Origin of the sequence: Streptomyces sp. NPDC046557 (genome assembly GCF_040645975.1) — a bacterium.
Classification (GTDB): domain Bacteria; phylum Actinomycetota; class Actinomycetes; order Streptomycetales; family Streptomycetaceae; genus Streptomyces.
This window is the reverse complement of sequence record NZ_JBEYZH010000001.1, coordinates 1018565-1040312: the sequence shown is the minus strand read 5'-3', so window position 1 is coordinate 1040312 and position 21748 is coordinate 1018565. Positions and strand designations below refer to the sequence as shown.

Annotated in this window: 14 protein-coding genes; 10 read left to right on the top strand and 4 right to left on the bottom strand. The window is 73.8% G+C overall.

The window, feature by feature from the left end:
- Positions 1 to 28: 28 nt before the first annotated feature.
- From ABZ934_RS04835 to ABZ934_RS04825, 3 genes are all read left to right on the top strand, one after another.
- Entirely contained in the window at positions 29 to 1066 is a 1038-nt protein-coding gene (locus ABZ934_RS04835; RefSeq protein ID WP_361308489.1) for a hypothetical protein, read from the top strand.
- 467 nt (positions 1067 to 1533) lie between these two features.
- Positions 1534 to 1917 carry a phosphatase PAP2 family protein gene (locus ABZ934_RS04830; RefSeq protein WP_361308741.1) on the top strand — a complete coding sequence of 128 codons (384 nt, stop codon included), beginning with the start codon at positions 1534 to 1536 and terminating at the stop codon, positions 1915 to 1917.
- 70 nt (positions 1918 to 1987) lie between these two features.
- Positions 1988 to 7975 (top strand): condensation domain-containing protein, encoded by a 5988-nt coding sequence (locus tag ABZ934_RS04825; protein ID WP_361308487.1) that lies wholly within the window; start codon positions 1988 to 1990, stop codon positions 7973 to 7975.
- Positions 7976 to 8040: 65 nt separating this feature from the next.
- On the opposite strand, the gene ABZ934_RS04820 is transcribed toward ABZ934_RS04825, so the two are convergent.
- Positions 8041 to 8490: an Lrp/AsnC family transcriptional regulator gene (locus tag ABZ934_RS04820; RefSeq protein ID WP_361308485.1), complete on the bottom strand. Its 450-nt coding sequence runs from the start codon at positions 8488 to 8490 to the stop codon at positions 8041 to 8043.
- Between the two features lie 130 nt (positions 8491 to 8620).
- On the opposite strand from ABZ934_RS04820, the gene ABZ934_RS04815 reads away from it, so the two are divergent.
- Complete coding sequence (locus tag ABZ934_RS04815) at positions 8621 to 9622, top strand: asparaginase (RefSeq protein WP_361308483.1); 1002 nt, start codon at positions 8621 to 8623, stop codon at positions 9620 to 9622.
- 107 nt (positions 9623 to 9729) lie between these two features.
- Here ABZ934_RS04815 and meaB read toward each other — a convergent pair whose 3' ends face one another.
- From meaB to ABZ934_RS04800, 3 genes are read right to left on the bottom strand one after another with little or no spacing between them, the layout of a single operon-like run.
- Positions 9730 to 10716, bottom strand: coding sequence for a methylmalonyl Co-A mutase-associated GTPase MeaB (gene meaB, locus ABZ934_RS04810; protein WP_361308481.1), 987 nt, complete (start codon positions 10714 to 10716; stop codon positions 9730 to 9732).
- Positions 10717 to 10732: 16 nt separating this feature from the next.
- Entirely contained in the window at positions 10733 to 12925 is a 2193-nt protein-coding gene (gene scpA / locus ABZ934_RS04805; protein WP_361308479.1) for a methylmalonyl-CoA mutase, read from the bottom strand.
- Positions 12922 to 14781 carry a methylmalonyl-CoA mutase family protein gene (locus ABZ934_RS04800; RefSeq protein WP_361308477.1) on the bottom strand — a complete coding sequence of 620 codons (1860 nt, stop codon included), beginning with the start codon at positions 14779 to 14781 and terminating at the stop codon, positions 12922 to 12924. The genes scpA and ABZ934_RS04800 overlap by 4 nt, the downstream gene beginning before the upstream one ends.
- Before the next feature lie 955 nt (positions 14782 to 15736).
- Here ABZ934_RS04800 and ABZ934_RS04795 point away from each other — a divergent pair.
- From ABZ934_RS04795 to ABZ934_RS04770, 6 genes are all read left to right on the top strand, one after another.
- Positions 15737 to 16684, top strand: a complete 948-nt coding sequence (locus ABZ934_RS04795; RefSeq protein WP_361308475.1) for a TauD/TfdA family dioxygenase — start codon at positions 15737 to 15739, stop codon at positions 16682 to 16684.
- A 78-nt stretch (positions 16685 to 16762) separates the two neighbouring features.
- Complete coding sequence (gene ssuE / locus ABZ934_RS04790) at positions 16763 to 17320, top strand: NADPH-dependent FMN reductase (RefSeq protein ID WP_361308473.1); 558 nt, start codon at positions 16763 to 16765, stop codon at positions 17318 to 17320.
- 86 nt (positions 17321 to 17406) lie between these two features.
- On the top strand, positions 17407 to 18447 hold the full coding sequence (locus ABZ934_RS04785) for an ABC transporter substrate-binding protein (protein ID WP_361308471.1): 1041 nt from the start codon (positions 17407 to 17409) through the stop codon (positions 18445 to 18447).
- 8 nt (positions 18448 to 18455) lie between these two features.
- A complete protein-coding gene (locus tag ABZ934_RS04780) occupies positions 18456 to 19286 on the top strand; it encodes an ABC transporter ATP-binding protein (RefSeq protein ID WP_361308469.1) in 831 nt (276 codons plus the stop codon).
- Positions 19283 to 20200: an ABC transporter permease gene (locus tag ABZ934_RS04775; RefSeq protein WP_361308467.1), complete on the top strand. Its 918-nt coding sequence runs from the start codon at positions 19283 to 19285 to the stop codon at positions 20198 to 20200. Before ABZ934_RS04780 ends, ABZ934_RS04775 begins: the two co-directional genes overlap by 4 nt.
- Before the next feature lie 91 nt (positions 20201 to 20291).
- Positions 20292 to 21623: an LLM class flavin-dependent oxidoreductase gene (locus ABZ934_RS04770; RefSeq protein WP_361308465.1), complete on the top strand. Its 1332-nt coding sequence runs from the start codon at positions 20292 to 20294 to the stop codon at positions 21621 to 21623.
- Positions 21624 to 21748 lie beyond the last annotated feature (125 nt).

Genomic DNA, 21748 nt, shown 5'->3' with positions numbered 1-21748 from the left:
CGGCACCACGTCGTACGGGAGAGCAGTCATGAACACCGGAGTGAGGATCACCGCGTATGCCGCCGTGCTCGCGGCGACGTTCGGAGCCGCGTACGGGGTGGGGAAGGGCGTGGGTCCCGTCGGTGCCCCGGCGTCATCGGAGCACGCGGCGCACGTGACGCAGGCCGAGGCGCCCGCCGCGGGGGGCGGGCACGCGGGCCACGAGGAGGCGGCCCGGGGGCCGGCCGCCGGGGGTCTGCAGATCTCGGAGGGCGGCTACACCCTCGCCCTCGACACCCCGCGTATCGCGCCGGGACCGGGGGAGGTCACGTTCTCCCTCAAGGACCGCGGGGGCCGCAAGGTCACCGCGTTCAAGACCGAGCACGGCAAGGAACTGCACTTCATCGTCGCCTCGCGGGACCTGACGGTCTACCGGCACCTGCACCCGGTCCGCGCGCAGGACGGCACCTGGTCCACCCCGGTGGACCTGCCTGCCCCCGGCGCCTACAAGGTCTTCGCCGACTTCACCCCGGACACCGCCGGCGCGAAGGGCGTCACCCTGGGCGCCGACCTGTCCGTCCCGGGCCCGTACACCCCCGACCCGCTGCCGCCGGTCGCACCCACCACCGAGGTGGACGGCTACCAGGTGGCACTGGCCGGCGCCCTCGACCCGGGCAAGGCGGGCGAGTTGCGGCTCACCGTCAGCAAGGACGGCAAGCCGGTCACCGACCTGGAGCCCTACCTCGGCGCCTACGGCCACTTGGTCGCCCTGCGCGACGGGGACCTCGCCTACCTCCACGTCCACCCCAACGCCGGTGGCCCCGGGCCGGACGTCTCCTTCACGGCGACGGCCCCCAGCGCGGGCACCTACCGGCTCTTCCTGGACTTCCGGCACCAGGGCACGGTCCGCACCGCCGCGTTCACGGTCCAGGCCGGCGGCGCTCCGGCGGGCGGCGGCGCTCCGGCGGCCGGCGGCGCTCCGGCGGCCGGCGGCCAGGCGGTTCCGCAGACTCCCGCCCCGACCGCCCCGACCGCCCCGACCGAGCCCGGCCCCACCGCGGCCGAGCAGGGTGGACACTCCCACTGACCCTGTCCACCCTGCACACACCGTCACCCTGGAGCACGCGGGCGGCCCGACGCGCCGCCCCGCTCGTGCAGCGGGCCCGGACCTCCCGGCTGCGGCCGTTGGTGGCGCCGAGGTAAGCCCCGGCCCACCGCGGACGCGCGGACCGGCGGCGACGGCCCGGGTGGGCGTGGGAGCGGGGGTGGCCGTCGTGTGCGCCGCGCTCTTCGCCCTCCTCGCGGTGGCCGTCGCCGCCCGGAACGGCGCTCCGTTCCCCGTCGACCGGAGCCCGCACGTGTGGTGCGTACGCCACCGGTCGGCCTGGGCCGCCGACGCCGCCCGCCTCGTCACCGCGACCGACACCGGCCCCCTGCCCTACCTGTGCGCGGTGGCGGCCGGACTGATCGCGGGACGCGACGCGCGGGAACGGCGAGGGGCCGCGGTCGCCACGCCACCACCTCCGCCCTCGTCGCCGGCCTGCTCGCCGGGTCCTGTACCGCGTCGCCCGTCCCGCCGTCGCCCGGACCGGCGCCGTACTGCCCGTCTGCTGGGCGGCAGCCGTCGGACTGAGCCGGATCTACCTGGGGGTGTACTGGCCCAGCGACGTCCTCGGGGGCTGGCTCTACGCCCCTGACCTGGCTCGCGGTCGGCCACGCCCTGCTCGCGTGGACCGCCCGGCGGAAGGACCCGTATCCCCTGCAGGCACTCTCCGGCGGCCCTCGTCCGAGGTTCGAGCGCCGCTCGGCCGGTCGATACGGCGGCCTTGCCTAACCTGCCCGTCACAAGGTTCTTCCGAGCACCTCCCGGCGCGTCCGGCGAGGCACCGCGACGAGACGTGGACACGGTCGGTCGACCGTGGGGACGGGGCGAGATGACTGACATCGGCACCACGGGCGATCCGCACCCCCGACCAGCGGACACCGGACCCCGCCGCCGGGACCACAGATGATCCCGCTGTCGTTCGCCCAGCGCCGCCTGTGGTTCCACCACCGGCTGCAAGGCCCTTCGGCCACCTACAACGTGCCCTTCGTCCTGCGCCTGAAGGGCCGACTCGACACCGACGCGCTCGAAGCGGCCGTCCGCGACCTGGTGGCCCGGCACGAGAGCCTGCGCACGCTGATCGTCGAGGACGAGCACGGCGACGCGTTCCAGCGCATCGTGCCCCCGGCCGGCTTGCCGCTGACCGTGCCGGTCACCGACGTGGCCCCCGAAGAGGTGCCGACCGCCGTGGCGCGTGCCGTGTCCCACCCCTTCGACCTCACGGCGGAGATACCCCTGAGGGCCACCGTACTCAGGTGTTCGCCCGAGGAGCACCTGCTCGTGCTGGTGGCCCACCACATCGCCTGCGACGAGGAGTCGGGCAGGCCCCTGACCCGCGACCTGTTCGCCGCCTACGAGGCGCGGCGCGCGGGGCACTCCCCGGGGCACGGCGAACCGCCCGTGCAATACCAGGACTACACGGTGTGGCAGCGCGACCTGCTCGGCGACGAGAACGACCCCGCCAGCCTCGCAGCGGCGCAGGTGTCCTACTGGCGCGAGGAGTTGGCGGGCGTACCGCAGCCGTCGGCGCTGCCCACCGACCGTCCCCGTCCACCGGCGGCGAGCTACCGAGGCGACCTGTACGAGTTCACGGTCGATCCGCGGCTGCTGGCCGACATCGAGAAGCTGGCCGCCGACCACCGTACGACGGTGCCCGTGGCGATGCAGTCCGCCCTGGCCGTCCTGCTCCACCGACTGGGCGCCGGCGACGACCTCACGATCGGCTGCCCCGCCACCGACCGCACCGAGGAGGCCTTCGCCGACCTCGTCGGATTCTTCGTCAACACGTGGGTGCTGCGGCTGGACCTGACCCGCAACCCCTCCTTCTCCGAACTGCTCGGAACGGCCGCGACCAAGGCGCTGAACGCGTACGACCTGCACGACGTGCCGTTCGAGCGGCTGGTGGAGCTGATCGCCCCCGAGCGTTCCACCGCCTACCACCCGCTGTTCCAAGTGCGGTGCGCGTGGCAGCCGTCACCGCCCCCGATCGAGGTTCCCGGACTCCGGGTCGCCTTCGAACCCGCCTGCACCGGGACCGCCACCTGCGACCTGTCCTTCCTCGTCGTCCCCGACCCGGCCGGGGGCGCGCGGGTCCGACTCACCTACGCGACCGATCTGTTCGACCGCGACGCGGTGGAGCGGCTCGCGGCCCGGTACCTGCGCGTGCTGCGCCGGATCGTCGCCGAGCCGGAGGTCCGGGTCGGGGCCGTGGACGTCCTCGACGCCGAGGAGCGCGAACGGCTACTGGGCCCGGTCGGTGAACCGGCCGCCACGGCGGCCGAGGAGACGGTCGTCGCGCTCTTCGAGCGGCAGGCACGGGCTACACCGGACGCCACCGCCGTTCTCGACGCGGACGGCTCCCTCCTCACCTACGGGCAACTCGACGCCCGGTCCGACGGGTTGGCGCGGGAGCTCGTGCGGCGCGGGGTCGGCCCCGAGAGCCTCGTCGGGCTCGCCCTGCCCCGGACCTCCGCGCTCGTCGTCGGCCTGCTCGCCGTCCTCAAGGCGGGCGCGGGCTACCTGCCGCTCGATCCGGACCGGCCGGGGTCGATGCCCTTCGACGCCGTCCTCGCCGACGCGCGCCCGCGGTTGATCCTCACCGACTCCGACTCCGGCTCCGACTCCGGCTCCGGCTCCGGCTCCGGCTCCGGCTCCGACTCCGGCTTCGGCTCCGACTTCGATTCCCCGACCGCGGGCCGGCCCGACGATGTTCCGCGCCTGTGCGTGCGGGACGTTCCCGCCGACGCGCCGGGAGCCCCGGTCCGCGCCACGGCCCCCCGACCGGACCACCTCGCCTGCGTGCTGTACGGCCCCGGCGAGCCCGGGGGCGTCGTCGTCACCCACCGGAACCTGGCCGGCGGCGTGCGCCGGTTGACCCGGCGCCTCGGCGTCCTGGCCGGCCGGCGGATGCTCAGCACCTCGCCGTCCGGCTCCGACGCGTCGGCTTACGAGATCCTCACCCCGCTCTGCGCCGGCGGCAGCGTCGAAGTGGTCGCGGGGGTCGGCGGCCCCGAGGCGGCGGTGGATGGGCGCGGTCGGCCCGCCCAGGTGATCGGTACGACCCCGACCGCGTTCGCCGCACGGGCCGAGCGGGCACCGGCGTTGACCGGCGTACAAGCGGTGGTCCTCAGCGGAGAGCCGCTGCCCGCGTCCCTGGTGGAACGGGCGCGGGCGTACGCGCCCGGCGTGCGGGTGATCCACGCCCACGGCCGGGCCGACGCCTTCTGCGTCCCCGATTCAGGCATCGACGGCGGCGTACGGACGTACGTCCTCGGGCCCGGCCTGGCGCCCGTACCGCCGGGCACGGTCGGCGAACTCCACATCGGCGGCGCCGTGGGCCGGGGCTACCACGAGCGGCCCGGAGCCACGGCGCGGCGGTTCCTCGCGGACCCCTTCGGTCCGGCCGGCGGGCGGATGTACGGGACGGGCGAACTCGCGCGCCTGACCGTCGACGGACGGCTGGAGCACCTCGGTCCCGTCGCCGCCCAGGTGACGGTGCGGGGGGTGCGCGTCGAAACGGGTGCGGTGGAGGCCGCGCTGACGGCCCACCCGGGCGTCTCCCAGGCCGTGGTGGTCGCCCGCGAGGGCCGCTGCGGCAGCCCGTGCCTTGTGGCCTACGTCGTACCCGGCGGCGACGCCGGCCACGGCCCTGACGGCGGCCACGGCGGTGGCGGTGACAGTGGCGAGGACGTCCACGGCGGCGGATACCGGGCCGAGCTGCGGCGGTTCGTCTCCGCGCGCCTCCCCGACCACCTGGTGCCCGCCGCCTTCACGGTCCTGGACCGGATGCCGCTGACGCCGTACGGCACGCTCGACCGGGCGGCCTTGCCGGCGCCCGACCTCGCCGGCGACACGTACCGCGCCCCGCGCACCGCCACGGAGGAGGTGCTCGCGGACGCGGTCGGGGAGGTGCTCGGGCTGGAACGGGTCGGTGTCGACGACGACTTCTTCCTGGTCGGCGGCGACAGCGTCCGCTCCGTCCAGGCCGCCGCCCGGGCCCGCGCCCGGGGAGCCGAGGTGACCCCGAAGGAGATCTTCGAGCACCGCACCGTGGCCGACCTGGCACGGGTCGCCGCCGAGCGGGCCCGCGAAATCCCGGGACCGGCCGAACCCGAGGGCGACGGCGACGACTGGATGCCGCTGCTCCCGGGAGCCCTGGAACTCCGGGGCCGCGGAGGCGGGAACCGGCTCGCACCGGCGCGACTGCTCGAACTCCCGCTCGAAACCGACCTGACCACCCTGATGGCGAGCCTCGGGGCGATCCTGGACCGCCACGACGTGCTGCGCTCCCGACTGGTGCGGGACCCGGAAACCGGGCTGCGGATCGAGCCCGCCGGACTGGTCGGTCCGGCCTCGCTGGTGCGCCGGATCCCGTGCGGCGGCCCCTGGGACGACGCGCTGATCGCCGCCGAACTGGACGCCGCCGCCGACCGGTTGGACCCGGCCGCCGGGGTGATGGTCCAGTTCGTGTGGTTCGACCGCAGTGCCGTCGGCAAGGGCGGCACCGGTCGGTTGCTGATCGTTGCGCACCCCCTCGTCGCCGACGCGGCGTCCTGGCACGTCCTGCTGCCCGGCCTGGCCGAGGCATGGGCCCGGGCCCGCTGCGGGGTCCCCTCGCCGCCCCGCGCGGGAACCTCCGTACGCCAGTGGGCGCACGCGTTGGAAGGGGAGGCGCGCCGCCCGGACCGGGTCGCCGAACTGGCCGGTTGGCGCGAAATCCTGGCCGCCCCGGACACCCTCCTCGGCAACCGCCGACCCGACCCGGCCGTGGACGTGGCCGCCACCGTGGAGACGGTACGGGTCCGGGTCCCGGCCGACGTGGGCGAAGACGTGCTGACCGCGGTCCCCGCCGTCTTCCGTTGCGGAGTGGAGGACGTACTGCTCACCGCCCTGGCCGTGGCGCTGGCACAGCGGAGCCGCGGCCGGGGTGACGCGCCGAACGCCCCCCTGATCCGCGTGGAAGGTCACGGTCGTCCGAAGGACCTGGTACCGGGCGCCGACCCGACCGGGATCGTCGGCCGGTTCGCCATGGCGTTCCCCGTCCGCCTCGACATCGGCGGGATCGACCCGGACGAGGCGCTCGCCGGTGGACCCGCCGCCGGACGCGCCCTGAAGACCGTCAAGGAGCGGCTGCGCGCCCTGCCGGACGAGGGCATCGGTTACGGGCTGCTGCGCCACCTCAACCCGGAGACGGCCGCCGAGCTGGCCGGCTACCCCGAGCCACAGATCGGGTTCCGGTACCTGCGCGGCTTCGGCGCCGACGACATGCCCGTCTCCGTGCGGGGCCTGGGCTGGGTACCGGCGATCGACGGGGGCGAGCCGGCCCCGAGCCCGGACGGGCGGGCGCCCGCGCCGTCGGCCCTGGAGATCGCCGTCCGCACGACGGAGGGCGCGACGGGCCCCGAACTCACCGCCTCCTTCGACTTCCCGACGGGCGTGCTGTCCGAGGCGGAGGTGGCGGAGCTCGCCGGCCTGTGGGTCACCGCGCTCACCGGTCTCGTCCGGCACGCGAGGCAGCCGGGTGCCGGTGGCCTGACGCCTTCGGACGCGGCGCTGGTGACGGTGACCCAGGCGGAGATCGAGGAGTGGGAGGCGCGCCACGGACGGCTGGCCGAGGTGTGGCCGGTGTCCCCGGTCCAGTCTGCGCTCCTGCGCCCGGCCGGTCCTGCACGGTCCAGGTCCGAGCCGACGCCGGCGCAGTTCGTCATCCCGGTGGAGGGCCGGGTGGATCCCGTACGGATGAGGGCCGCCGGACGGGCCCTGCCGGTGCGCCACCCCCACCTGGGCGCGGGCTTCGGCACGACGGTCGGCGGCGTGCCGGTCCAGATCGTCCCCGAGCACGTACGGCTGCCCTGGCGGTACCTCGACCTGGTGGCAGCCGACGAGGCCGTCCGGGACGCGGAGACCGGGCGGCTCCTCGCCGAGGAACGCGCGGCCCGGTTCGACCCGCTCGCCCCGCCGCTGGTCCGGCTCGCCCTGATCGGCCTCGGGGAGCGCGCGCGGCTGGTGGTCACCGCGCACCCGGTGCTGTTCGACGACCGGTCGGCGGCGGTGCTGATGAGCGACCTGGTCCGGCTCTACCGGGTGGGCGGCGACGCGTCGCTGCTCCCGCCCGCGCCCCGCTACGACGACTACCTGGCCTCGCTCGGCCCGGAGGACGCCGTGGTCCCGACGATGGTCGTGCCCCGGCCCGCCCTTCCCCGCGCCGGGAGCGGGGCCGGGACCGGGACCGGCCGGGTCGAGGTCGAGGTGGCGGCGGGCGACGTCCGGGGCCTGTCCCGGCGGGCCGCCGACCTGGGGCTCACGCCGGAGACGCTGGTCGAAGGGGCGTGGGCGATCCTGCTCGCCCGCCTCGGCGGAAGCCGTGACGTGCGGTTCGGGGTACGCGTCCACGGACGCCCGGCCGGACTGCCGGGCGTCCACGAGATGGTCGGTCTGTTCGCCCGTACGGTTCCGGTGCGGGTCTCCTACGCCCCGGGCGACACGGTGGCGCAGCTCCTGGCGGCGCTGGACGGACACGCCGACCACGGCCCGGGGGAACTCGGCCGGCACACCGGGCGGACGACGCCGCTCGACTCGCTGGTCGTCCACGAACCGGACCCGGACACCCCGGAGGGCCCGCGGGGGACCACCACGTCGGCGGGAGTCACCCTCACGGGCGTCCGCCCCTCGACCGGTTCGCCGTACCCGCTGACGCTCCACGTCGCCGGGGCCGGCCCACGGTTCACCCTGGAGTTCCGCCACGACTGCCACGAGCGGAGCGAGGCGGAGGCGCTCGCCGCCTCCTTCGCCCGGGTGTTGCGGCAAGTGAGGACCGATCCGGGGCTGCCGGTGGACGCGGTGGACGCGGTGGACGTGTATGCGCCGCCCCGGGGGCGGGCCGCGGCGGGCTGAGTGGGCTGAGCGGGTGGCAAGGGCCCCGGACCACGGGCTCGGGGCGGCCCGCCGCGCCGCGTCCGCTACACCGGCAGCCCGGTCGGCTCCTTGATCCGCTTCATGATGATCTGCGAGTTGACCTCGGTCACCCCCGACAGGGCCGTGAGCTGCTCGATCCACAGGCGCTCGTAGGCCCGCAGGTCGGCCACGGCGATGCGCAGCAGGCAGCCGGGACTGCCGAAGAGGCGGTACGCCTCGATGACGTCGGGGATGTCCTGGAGCGCCGCCTCGAAAGCCTCCACGGCGGCGCGGTCGCGGCGCACCTCGACCGAGACCAGCACCTCGAAGCCCCGGCCCACCGCGTCCGGGTCGATGACGGCGTGGTAGCCCTGGATCACGCCGTCCTGTTCCAGTTGCCGCACCCGGCGCATACAGGGCGAGGGGGTCAGCCCCACGCGCTGGGCCAGCTCCTGGTTGCTGAGCCGGCCGTCTCGCTGGAGCTCGCGCAAGATTTCTCGATCGATGGCGTCCATCACGCAATTATCGCCCACTCAATGTTGCGGTGGAGCCGCAATAGGCAATCGCATTGCGCGTAGATCTCTCTATCATTGCCGGTTGTAGCAAATCTGTGCGGATGTCGTACGAGAGAAGGGTGGGACCGGGATGGGACGCGTCGTCGTCATCAGCACCGGCGGAACGATAGCCAGCCGCTGGCAGGGTTCCGGGTTCGCCGCCGAGGCCGACGGCAGCGAGGTCATCGCCACCGCGCCCCTGCCCGAGGGGGTCACCGTCGAGGTGGTCGACCTCTTCAGCGTGAACAGCCCCCGGCTGACCACCGCCCATCAGCTCACCCTGCTGCGCACGGTCCACGAGGTGCTGGCCGACCCGGACGTGGACGGCATCGTCGTCACGCACGGCACCGACACCCTGGAGGAGTCGGCCTTCCTGCTCGACCTGCACCACCACGACCCGCGCACCGTGGTCTTCACCGGCTCCCAGCTGCCCATGGGCTCCGCCGACGGGGACGGGCCAGGCAACCTCTACGACGCGCTGCTGACCGCCGCCGCCACACGCGGCCTCGGCGTGCTGATCGCCTTCGCCGGCCGGGTGCACGCAGCGCGCGGCACCGTCAAGACCCAGGCCGTGGCCCTGGACGCGTTCGCGGACCCCTCGAAGGAACTGCTCGGCAAGATCGGCTTCGGCAAGGTCACCGTGCTGCGCACCCCGCAGCGTCCGGCCCCGCTCGCGCTGCCGCCGATGCCGGAACTCCCGCCGCGCGTGGACATGGTCATGCACCACGCCGACGGCGACGCCACGCTGCTGAACGCCGCAGTGGAGGCGGGGGCGCGCGGGATCGTCCTGATCGGGACGGGCGCCGGCAACGCGACGCCGGAGATCGTGGAAGCGGTCGCCGCCGCCGTCGCCCGCGGGGTCCTCGTCGCCCTCACCACGCGCGTGGCCGCCGGTCCGGTCACCGAGATCTACACGCACGGCGGCGCGGTCGACCTGGTCGCCGCCGGAGCCGTGCCGACCGGCACCCTGCGGGCCGGCCAGGCCCGTATCGCGGTCCTGTCCGCGCTGCTCGCCACCGATGACCCCGCCGAGCGGTCCCGGGTGCTCCGCGCGGCCTTGTCCTCGGGCGACCCGGTGCTGGTCGGGGCCTGACCGAAGCCGATCGGGCGCGGCGGCGCCGCCCGCGCCCGGCTCGCCGGCCCGGCGCCTCGAACACCGGCGGGGCCGAGGGGGTCGAGGGGCCGGGCGGACGCGCCCGGTCAGCTCCCGCCGAAGGCGCCCAGGATCCGGTCCGCCGCCAGCGTGGGGGTCAAGGACCCGTCCCGGACCGCCGCTTCGAGGTCGGGCGCGAGGGCCCGTACCGCCGCGTTCCCCCGGAGCCGCTCCAGCAGCTCCTCGCGGACCATCGACCACGTCCACTCCACCTGCTGCGCCGCCCGCTTGGCGGCGAGGCGCCCGCCGGCGTCGAGCAGCCGCCGGTGCTGCTCCAGCCGGTTCCAGACCTCGTCCAGACCCGCCGACTCGCGCGCGCTGCAGGTCAGGACCGGTGGGGTCCACGCCGCGTCCGCCGGGTGCATCAACCGCAGCGCGCCCGACAGTTCGCGCGCCGCCGCCTTCGCGTCCCGCTCGTGCGGACCGTCCGCCTTGTTGACCGCCAAGACGTCCGCCAGTTCCAGGACGCCCTTCTTGATGCCCTGCAACTGGTCGCCCGTACGGGCCAGCGACAGCAGCAGGAAGGAGTCGACCATCCCCGCCACCGTCGTCTCCGACTGGCCCACGCCGACGGTCTCGACGAGGACCACGTCGTAACCCGCCGCCTCCATCACGATCATCGACTCACGCGTCGCCTTGGCGACCCCGCCCAGCGTCCCCGCCGACGGCGAAGGCCGCACGAACGCCGCCGGGTCGACGGCGAGCCGCTCCATCCGGGTCTTGTCGCCCAGGATCGAACCGCCCGTCCGCGTGGACGAGGGGTCCACGGCCAGGACGGCCACCCGGTGGCCCAGACCCGTCAGCATCGTGCCGAACGCGTCGATGAACGTCGACTTGCCGACCCCCGGCACCCCGCTGATACCGATCCGCCGGGCCCGCCCCGAGTGCGGCAACAGCTCCGTCAACAGCGCCTGCGCCGGCGCCCGGTGGGCGGCCAGGGTGGACTCGACGAGAGTGATGGCGCGCGCGATGAACGCGCGCTTCCCGTCGAGCACCCCCTTGGCGTACGCCTCGACGTCGATCTTCGGAGCCATCGTGTCGCGCCCGCCCCTACAGCTCGTGACCGAGATCCGCGGCCAGCCGCGTCACCAGGTCGTGCGCCGCGTCCGGGATCACCGTGCCCGGCAGGAAGACCGACGTCGCGCCCATCTCCAGCAGCGTCGGGACGTCCGCCGGCGGGATCACCCCACCCACCACGATCATGATGTCCTCGCGGCCCTCCTCCGCCAACTGCTCGCGCAGCGCCGGGACGAGGGTCAGGTGACCGGCCGCCAGTGACGACACGCCCACCACGTGGACGTCCGCCTCGACGGCCTGGCGGGCCACCTCCTCCGGGGTCTGGAACAGCGGGCCGACGTCCACGTCGAAGCCCAGGTCGGCGAAGGCCGTCGCGATCACCTTCTGGCCGCGGTCGTGCCCGTCCTGGCCCATCTTCGCCACCAGGATGCGCGGACGACGGCCCTCCGACTCCTCGAACCGGTCGATCAGGGCGCGCGTGCGCTCCACGGACGGGGATTCGCCTGCTTCGGTGCGGTACACACCGGAGAGCGTACGGATCTGGCTCGCGTGCCGCCCGTACACCTTCTCCAGTGCGTCCGAGATCTCACCGACCGTCGCCTTGGCGCGCGCCGCGTCCACCGCCAGCGCGAGGAGGTTGCCGTCCCCGCGGCCGGCCGCGTTCGTCAGCGCCCGCAGCGTGTCCTGCGTACGCGCCTCGTCCCGCTCCTCGCGCAGCCGCCGCAGCTTCTCGATCTGCCGGCTGCGCACCGAGGAGTTGTCGACCTTGAGGACCTCGATCGCCTCGTCGTTCTCCACCCGGTACTTGTTCACGCCGATCACCGGCTGCCGCCCAGAGTCGATCCGCGCCTGCGTGCGCGCGGCGGCCTCCTCCACGCGCAGCTTCGGGATGCCGGCGTCGATGGCCTGCGCCATGCCGCCCGCCGCCTCGACCTCCTGGATGTGCTGCCACGCCCGACGCGCCAGGTCGTACGTGAGCTTCTCCACGTACGCGCTGCCGCCCCACGGGTCGATCGTCCGGCAGGTCCCCGACTCCTGCTGGAGCAGCAACTGCGTGTTGCGGGCGATGCGCGCCGAGAAGTCCGTCGGCAGGGCGAGCGCCTCGTCCAGCGCGTTCGTGTGCAGCGACTGGGTGTGGCCCTGGGTCGCGGCCATCGCCTCCACGCAGGTGCGCGTCACGTTGTTGAAGACGTCCTGCGCGGTCAGCGACCAGCCGGAGGTCTGCGAATGGGTGCGCAGCGAAAGCGACTTGGCGTTCTTCGGGTCGAACTGCTTGACCAGCCGCGCCCACAGCAGACGCGCGGCGCGCAGCTTCGCGACCTCCATGAAGAAGTTCATGCCGATCGCCCAGAAGAACGACAGGCGCGGTGCGAACGCGTCCACGTCCAACCCCACCGCCTGTCCGGCGCGCAGGTACTCCACCCCGTCCGCCAGGGTGTACGCCAACTCCAGGTCGGCCGTGGCCCCCGCCTCCTGGATGTGGTACCCGGAGATCGAGATGGAGTTGTACCTCGGCATGTTCCGCGAGGTGAAGGAGAAGATGTCCGAGATGATCCGCATCGAGGGCTTCGGCGGATAGATGTAGGTGTTGCGGACCATGAACTCCTTGAGGATGTCGTTCTGGATGGTCCCGGCGAGCTTGTCGGGGGAGACGCCCTGCTCCTCCGCCGCCACGATGTACAGCGCGAGGACCGGCAGCACCGCGCCGTTCATCGTCATCGACACCGTCATCTTGTCCAGCGGGATCCCGTCGAACAACTGCCGCATGTCGTAGATCGAGTCGATCGCCACGCCCGCCATGCCGACGTCGCCCGTCACCCGCGGGTGGTCGCTGTCGTAACCGCGGTGCGTGGGCAGGTCGAACGCGATCGACAGACCCTTCTGGCCGGCCGCGAGGTTGCGCCGGTAGAAGGCGTTGGACTCCTCCGCCGTGGAGAAACCCGCGTACTGGCGGATGGTCCAGGGCTGGTTGACGTACATCGTCGGGTACGGGCCGCGCAGGTACGGGGCCACGCCCGGGTACGTCCGCAGGAAGTCGAGCCCCTCCAGGTCGGCCCCGGTGTACAGCGGCTTCACGCCGATGCCCTCCGGGGTCTCCCACAGCAGGTCCGCGGCGGCCGTGCCGGTGGACTCCTTGACGGCGGCCCGCCACTGCTCCTCGGAACCGGCCGGGGCCGCCCCGGAGTTCAGCGGGAGCTCGGAGAAATCGGGGATCGCGGTGCTCAAGACGCCACCTTCATCCGGTCGAGTACGGAGGACAGTACGGCGACGGCGTCGCAGCCGGCGAAGACGTACTCGTCCACTGCGGCTTGCGCGGTGCCGGGCTTCCCGGCCAGGAACACGGTCGTCGCGCCCGCCGAGCGCAACGCGGCGGCCACCGCCTCGGCCTGCTCCTCGTACAGCGCGTCGCTGGAGCACAGCACCGCCATGCCGTCCGCGCCGCTCGCCGCGTACGCCGCGGCGGCCGTGTCCGGGTCCACGGACACCGGGTCGTGGACCGGCTCGACGCCGCCCGCCTGGAACAGGTTCGCGGCGAAGGTGGCACGGGCGGTGTGCGCGGCCGCAGGGCCGAGCGCGGCGAGGAAGATTCTCGGCCGGGCGCCGGTGGCCGCCAGGTGTGCGTCGCTGCGGGCGCGCAGCGCCTCGTACGCCTCGTCGCGCCGGACGCGCGGCAGACCGCCCGTCGGGCCCGCGGGGGCGGGCTCGCGGGCGACCGGCTTCTCCGACAGGTGCGGGAACTCGCTGACGCCGGTGATGGGTTCGCGGCGCTTCGCCAGCTTCGCGGAGCGCACGGCCCAGGTGGCGGCGAGCCGTTCGGCGACCAGACCGGAACGCAGGGCGCTCGCCTGGCCGCCCGCTTTCTCGACGGTCCGGAAGAACTCCCAAGCGGCTTCGGCGAGTTCGTCGGTGAGTTGCTCGACGTAGTACGAGCCGCCGGCGGGGTCGATCACCCGGGCCAGGTACGACTCCTCCAGCAGGATGGTGGAGGTGTTGCGGGCGATCCGGCGCGCGAACGCGTCCGGCAGGCCCAGCTCGTGGTCGAAGGGCAGCACGGTGACGGCGTCCGCGCCGCCCACGCCCGCCGCCATGCAGGCGACGGTGGTGCGCAGCATGTTCACCCACGGGTCGCGCCGGGTCATCATCACCGGCGAGGTCACCGCGTGCTGGCGCTGCGTACCCGCGTCCGGGGCGCCGCAGGCGTCGGCGACCCGGGCCCACAGGCGGCGCGCGGCGCGCAGCTTGGCGATGGTCAGGAACTGGTCGGCGGTCGCGGCGTAACGGAACTCCAGCTGCCCGAGGGCCGCGTCGAGACCCAGACCGGCCTCCGTGAGGGCCCGCAGGTACGCCACGCCGGTGGCCAGCGACAGGCCCAGCTCCTCGGCGGCGCTGCCGCCGGCCTCGTGGTAGGGGAGGGCGTCCACGGTCAGGGCCCGTACGTGGGGCCAGGCGGCGGCCGTCTCGGCGGCGAGGGCGGCGGCTTCGGCGAGGTCCAGCCGTTCACCCGTACGGGCTTCATGGCCCAGCGGGTCGGCGCCGAGGGAGGCGCGGGCGGACTCGGGAGCCACCCCGCGCTCGGCGTACAGGGCCAGCAACGCGCGGGCCGCGTCGGCGTACCGGGCGCCGGCGTCGAGGGTGACGGGGGCGAGGTCGAGGTAGACGCCCTCCAGGGCGCGGCCGAGGCCGGCGACGGGGAGGCCGCCCTCGCCGACGGTGAGCCACAGGGAGGTGGTGCCGTTCTCCAGGTCGGCCAGCGCGGCCTCGTTCACCCGCGCCGGATCGGTCCCGGCGAGCCGCTGGCGCACGTCCCAGCCGGAGGCGGAGGTGCCTTCGGGCCGGCCGCCGCGTACGAAGGGGGCGAACCCGGGGAAACCGGTCGCGTCCTCGCCGGGGCGTGCGGTGTAGAGCGGGCGGGTGCGGAGCCCGTCCTCGAGTGTCGTGGACAGCGCGTCTTCAGCTGCCTCGCCGGTGACTTCCTTGCCCGACTTGCGCAGTACGCCCTCAACCAGGCGCTGCCACTGCTCATGTGTCGCGTCAGGAAACTCGGCGGCCAGGGAGAGCCCGTCGTCAGGCAGGACCGTCATGGCTCGAATGCTAGGGGGGCCGCTCAATCGAGACCATAACCGCCGGATGTGATCTCGCACTCGCAGGTCAGACCTCACCCGCCGGCGCGGTCTCGGCCCCGCCGGCCGTGTCCGGTGAGCCCGGCGGCCACCCGAGCCGACGGCCCCGCTGCCCCTCGGCCCGGCGCGCCGCCCGGCCACGGGCGGTCGGGAGTTCCGCCGCGCGGGCCCGCGCGGCCCCCGGCCCCGAGGGCCGTCCCGGCCGGGGACCGGTCGTGACGGCCGTCCGGTCCCCGCGCGCCGGCCCGGAGGCGGGGCCCGGCTCCGGATCTGCGGCCGCCCCAGGGCCACGGGCGGGACCCGGGTGGCGGCCAGATCGCTGCCCGGGGGCACGGGCGTCGGGAAGGGCGCCCGCCGAGCCGCCCACCCCGCGCCCGCGGGGACGGGCGTGCGGGCCGGCCGGGGGCGTGCGGGCCGGCCGGGGGAGGGGGTGCGGGGGCCACCGTGGCGGGGGCGTTGCAGAGGCGTGAAATCCGGCCACCCTTTTCGGCCGTTCCGGATGCCCCGCCGCGCCCCTGGGAACGGGCGAAGGCCCAGGTCAGCCCCCTGTGGACGCCCTCGGTGCGGCCCGATCAGAGGACTCCACACGGGGGTTGACCACCGGCCGGCCCGCTGACACGCTCCGGGACATGTCCGCGAACGAGTACCTCGCCCCGCGGCTCCACACCCCCGGCTCCTGTACCGCGCCGGGCGAGTGTCAGGGCCGCTGTCCGGCCCCCCGCCGCGCCTGAGCGCCGCGCCCCCGCCGCGACCCCGTCGCACCCCCGCCGCGCCTGAGCGCCGCGCCCCCCGCCGCGCCCCGCCATGCCGCCGCGCGCCCCTTCGCCACACCCCTGCCCCGCACCGGCACCTTTCCCGTGCCCGGTGTCCCTTCCGCTGCGGAAAACGAACCCGTACGCACCTCCAGGGAGCTCTCATGACCACCGCCACCGGCATCGCCACCGCCGCCGTCACCGTCACCAAGATCGGCGGCCGGATCGGCGCCCACATCGACGGCGTCCGCCTCGGCGGCGACCTCGACGCCACCACCGTCGCCGAGATCCGCGCCGCGCTACTCGCCCACAAGGTCGTCTTCTTCCACGGCCAGGACCACCTCGACGAGGCCGGCCACGAAGCCTTCGCCCAACTGCTCGGCACCCCCGTCGCGCACCCCACCGTCCCCTCCGCGGACGGCCGTTACGCCCTCGGCATCGACTCCCACCACGGCGCCCGCGCCAACCAGTGGCACACCGACGTCACCTTCGTGCCCGCGTACCCGGCCTTCTCCATCCTGCGCGCCGTCACCATCCCCCCGTACGGTGGCGACACCCTCTGGGCCAACACCGCCACCGCCTACGCCCACCTCCCCGAGCCGCTCCGCGCCCTCGCCGACGGCCTGCGCGCCGTCCACTCCAACGAGTACGACTACGCGGCCCTGCGCCCCGACGCCCTCCCCGAGGCACTGGCCCAGTACCGCGAGGTGTTCACCTCCACGAAGTTCCTCACTGAGCACCCGGTCGTCCGCGTCCACCCCGAGACCGGCGAACGCACCCTGCTCCTCGGCAACTTCGTCCAGCGGATCAGCGGCCTCACCGGCCGCGACTCCCGCCTTCTCCTCGACCTCTTCCAGGCGCACGTCGAGAGCCCCGAGAACACCGTCCGCCACCGGTGGCAGACCGGTGACGTGGCGATCTGGGACAACCGCGCCACCCAGCACTACGGCGTCGACGACTCCGACAACCACGAGCGCACCCTGCGCCGCGTCACCGTCGACGGCGACATCCCGGTCGGCCCGGACGGGGTCCCGTCCCGCCTGATCAGCCCGGAGAACGTGCCCGACCCCGCCTTCGGAATCGCCTCGGGCGCCTCCACGGTCACGGCCTGACCGGCCACGGCCTGACCGATCGCCGCCCCGGTCTCCGCCGACCGCCCCTTCCCCGCCCCGTCGCACCAGGAGCTCCCCGTGCCCAGACTGCTCGCCCTCACCGGCAGCCCGTCCGTCCACTCCCGTACCGCCGTCGTCGCCGACCACGTCCGACGCCGCCTCACCCATGCCGGCTTCGAGACCGGGCACCTCGCCCTGCGCGAGCTGCCCGCCGCAGACCTCCTCTCCGCCCGCCGCGGCGAGCCGGAGATCCGCCGCGCCCTCGAAGCCGTGGCCGCAGCCGACGGCCTCGTCATCGCGACGCCGGTCTACAAAGCCTCGTACACCGGCCTGCTCAAGGCGTTCCTCGATCTGCTCCCGCAGGACGGCCTCGCGGGCAAGACCGTGCTGCCGCTCGCCACCGGCGGCAGTCTCGCCCACGTCCTCACCATCGACTACGCCCTGCGCCCGGTCCTCGCCGCGCTCGGCGCCCGCCACGTCACCGCCGGCCGGTTCGTCCTGGACTCCGCGGTCGAGCGCGGCGCCGGTCCCGACCGACTGCGGCCGGAGGCGGAGCTGGACCTCTTCCAGGCGGTCGACGAGTTCGCCGACGCCCTGCGCGCCGCGGACCCCGCCGCCCTGACCCCCGCCCCATAACCCTCCACGGATTCCGCAACCCTCCACGGATTCCGCAACCCTCCACAGATCCCGCGACCCTTCACAGCCCGCGACAAGGACCAGCCATGCCCGCAGCCTTCACCCCGACCCCCACCTCCCGGCGCCAGTTCCTCACCCTGCTCGGCATCTCGGCGGCCGCGGTGAGCTGCGGCACGGCCACCGCCACCGGCGGCTCCGGCGGCCAGGGCAAGCAGGTCACCACCCTCAAGTACCAGGGCGCCGTCGGCGCGGTCACCCTCCCCGAGCTGGCCGCCGACCTCGGCTACCTCGGCGGACTCAGCCTCGAATGGGTCGGCAACACCATCAGCGGCCCCCAGGACATCCAGTCCGCCGCCACCGGCCAGACCCACTTCGGCGGAGCCTTCAACGGCGCGATCGTCAAGCTGGCCGCCGGCAAGGCCCAGATCCAGGCCGTCATCTCCTACTACGGCTCCGACAAGGACACGTACCTCGGCTACTACGTCCTGGAGGACAGCCCGATCCGCTCCGCCCGCGACCTGATCGGCAAGAAGGTCGGCATGAACACCCTGGGCGCCCACGCCCAGGCCCTCCTCGACATCTACCTGGAGCGCAACGGCCTCTCCAAGGCGGACGGAGACAAGGTCGAATCCCTCGTCGTCCCGCCCGTCAACACGGAACAGGCCCTCAGGCAGAAGCAGATCGAGGTCGGCGTGCTCAGCGGCGTCCTGCGCGACAAGGCCCTGGCGACCGGCGGGATACGCCCGCTGTTCAAGGACTTCGAGCTGCTGGGCGCGTTCAGCGCCGGCTCGTACGTGATGACGCGCCGCTTCATCAGGGAGAACCCCGACACCGTACGGACCTTCACCACCGGGGTCGCCAAGGCCATCGAGTGGTCCCGCACCACCCCGCGCGAGGAGGTCATCGCCCGGATGACGGAGATCATCAAGAAGCGCGGCCGGAACGAGGACACCTCGACCCTCCAGTACTGGCGCTCGTACGGGGTCGCCGAGACCGGCGGCCGCATCGCCGACAAGGAGTTCCAGCTCTGGCTGGACTGGCTCGGCGGGCGCGGCGAGATCAAGAAGGGCGAATTGAAGCCGGGCGATCTCTACACCAACGAGTTCAACGCGCTGGGGAAGGGCTGACGACCGCCATGGCGAAGATCGTGTTCGACTCCGTGACGAAGACCTTCCCGACCAAGCACAAGAAGGACGGCGGGAACAGGGGGGAGTTCACCGCCCTCGACGGCATCGACCTGGAGATCGAGGCGGGCGAGTTCCTCGTGGTCGTCGGCCCCAGCGGCTGCGGCAAATCCACCCTCCTGGACCTCCTCGGCGGTCTCACCCGGCCCACCTCCGGACGGATCGTGCTCGACGGCGAGCCCGTCACCGGTCCCGGCCTCGATCGGGGCATCGTCTTCCAGCAGTACGCGCTGCTGCCCTGGCGGACCGCCCTCGGCAACATCGAGTTCGGCCTGGAGGCGCGGGGCGTCCCACGCGGTGAACGAAAGGAACGGGCCCGGGAGTTCCTGGACCTCGTCGGCCTGACCGGCTTCGAGGACCGGCACCCGCACGAGCTGTCCGGCGGTATGCGCCAACGCGTCGCGATCGCCCGCTCGCTCGCCTACGACCCGGACGTGCTGCTGATGGACGAGCCGTTCGCCGCCCTTGACGCCCAGACCCGCGAAGCGCTCCAGGACGAGCTGCGGCGCATCTGGCAGCGCACCGGAAAGACGGTCGTGTTCATCACCCACGGCATCGAAGAGGCCGTGTACCTCGGTCAGCGGGTCGCCGTCATCACCTCCCGCCCCGGGCGCGTCAAAGCGGTCGTCCCCGTGTCGTTCGGCGCCCGCGGCGCCGGGGCGACGGGAGAGGACCTGCGCTCCAGCCCCGAGTTCGCCCGCTACCGGCACGAGATCTGGACGCTGCTGCACGACGAAGTGGCCCGCGCCCAGGAACTGGAGAAGGAGGAGGCCACCGTATGAGCACCGGAACCGACACCACGCCCCTCGTCGTACCGCCCGTCGCCCCGGCCACCGCACCCACCGCGGCGGTACGGAGCCCCGCGCGCCCGACGCCGCCGGCCCAGCCGGCCCCGGACCGCCCGGCGGGCCGCGCGGCAGCCGTCGGCGCCTCGACGCTGCGCCGGCTGGGCTCGGCGCTGCTGCGCTCGGCGGCGATCATCGCCCTGCTCGCGGTCTGGGAGGCGGCGCCGCGGCTGGGTCTGGTCGACGCGACGTTCCTGCCCCCGGTCAGCGAAGTGGCCCGCGCCTGGTGGGAGCTGCTCGGCGACGGACAACTCGCCGAACATACCCAGGCCAGCCTCGTCCGTTCGTTCGGCGGTTTCGCCATCGCCGTCGCCCTCGCGGTCCCGCTGGGCCTGCTGATCGGTTGGTACCGGCCGGTCGCCGTCCTGCTCGGGCCGCTGTTGGAGGTCTTCCGCAACACGGCGGCCCTCGCGCTGCTGCCGGTCTTCGTCCTGCTGCTGGGCATCGGCGAGACGTCCAAGGTCTCGATCGTCGTCTACGCCTGCGTCTGGCCGATCCTGCTGAACACCATCAGCGCGGTGGGCAACGCGGACCCGACGCTGGTGAAACTGGCCCGCTCGATGGACCTGTCCACGCCGCGGCTCTTCCAGAAGGTGATCCTGCCCGCCTCGGTGCCCGCCATCTTCACCGGCATCCGGCTGGCGGGTGCGGTGTCGATCCTGGTCCTCGTCGCCGCCGAGATGATCGGCGCCAAGGCGGGGCTGGGCTATCTGATCAACGCCTCGCAGTTCAACTTCGCCATTCCCCAGATGTACGCGGGCATCGTGACCATCTCCGCGATCGGAGTGGCCTTCAACCAGCTCCTCGTCACCGTCGAACGCCGCCTCAGCCTCTGGCGCGTCCCCGCCTGACCTCCGGAGTCCCGACCCGCGGAGTCCCCGCCGACCCGCGGCGTCCGGCCCGACCCGCGCACCACCCGTACCCACCCCGAGGAAACAGATCATGACCGCACCGCGGACCCTCCACCTCAACGCCTTCCTGATGAACGCGGGGCACCACGACGCCGCCTGGCGCCATCCCGACAGCAGCCCCGAGCGCGTCACCGACCTGCGGTACTTCCAGGAACTGGCCCGTACCGCCGAACGCGGCCGGCTCGACTCGATCTTCTTCGCCGACGGCCTCGCCCTCTGGGGCAAGGCCCGCTACAACGCCCTCGGCGGTTTCGAGCCGCTCACCCTGCTCTCCGCCATCGCCGCAGTCACCGAACACATCGGGTTGATCGCCACCGTCTCGACGACCTTCAACGAGCCCTTCCACACCGCCCGCAAGTTCGCCTCCCTCGACCACATCAGCAACGGTCGCGCGGGCTGGAACATCGTCACCTCCGGCACCGTCGACGAAGCCCGCAACTTCAACCGGGACGAGCACCTGGAGCACCGCCTGCGCTACGAGCGCGCCCGCGAGTTCCTCGACGTCGCCACCAAGCTCTGGGACAGCTGGGAGGACGACGCGATCGTCCTCGACAAGGAGCGCGGCATCTACGCCGACACCGACAAGCTGCACCCGGCCGCCCACCGCGGCGAGCACTTCGGCGTGGCCGGGCCGCTCAACGTGCCGCGTTCCCCGCAGGGCCACCCGCTCCTGGTGCAGGCCGGCTCCTCCGAGGACGGCAAGGAGTTCGCCGCCCGGTACGCCGAGGCGGTCTTCACCGCGCAGCAGACCCTCGCCGACGGCCAGACCTTCTACAAGGACCTCAAGTCCCGCCTCGCCAAGTACGGTCGCGCCGACAGCGACCTGCTGGTGCTGCCCGGCATCGCGCCCGTCATCGGGTCCACGGAGGCCGAGGCCAAGGCCCTGGAGCAGCAGCTCACCGACCTCCAAGTGCCCGAGTACGGACTGGCGCAGCTCTCCGGCATGCTCGGCACGGACCTCACCGGCCTCCCCCTCGACGGTCCGCTGCCCGAACTCCCCGAGGAGCGCGACATCAACGGCAACAAGAGCCGTTTCACGCTTGTCGCCGAACTCGCCCGGCGCGACGGCCTTACCCTGCGCGAGCTGATCGCCCGCCTCGGCGCCGGCCGCGGCCACCGGGTTTTCGCCGGGACCCCGGAGCAGATCGCCGACCAGTTGGAGGAGTGGTTCACGCGGGGCGCCGCCGACGGCTTCAACATCATGGCGCCCGTGCTGCCCACCGGCCTGACCGACTTCGTCGACCACGTCGTGCCGATCCTCCAGCGCCGCGGCCTGTTCCGAACCGAGTACACGGGTCGCACCCTGCGCGAGAACTACGGCCTGGCCCGTCCGGCGAACCGTTACGTGAGCGAACCCGCCTGAGTGGGACCGCAGCCCGCAGCCCGCAGCCCGCAGCCCGCAGCCCGCAGGCCGCCCGGAGCCTTCCGCTCCGGGCGGCCTGCGGCCGTTTGTCCGTTTGTCCGTTTGCCCCTTCGCCTGTTCGTTTG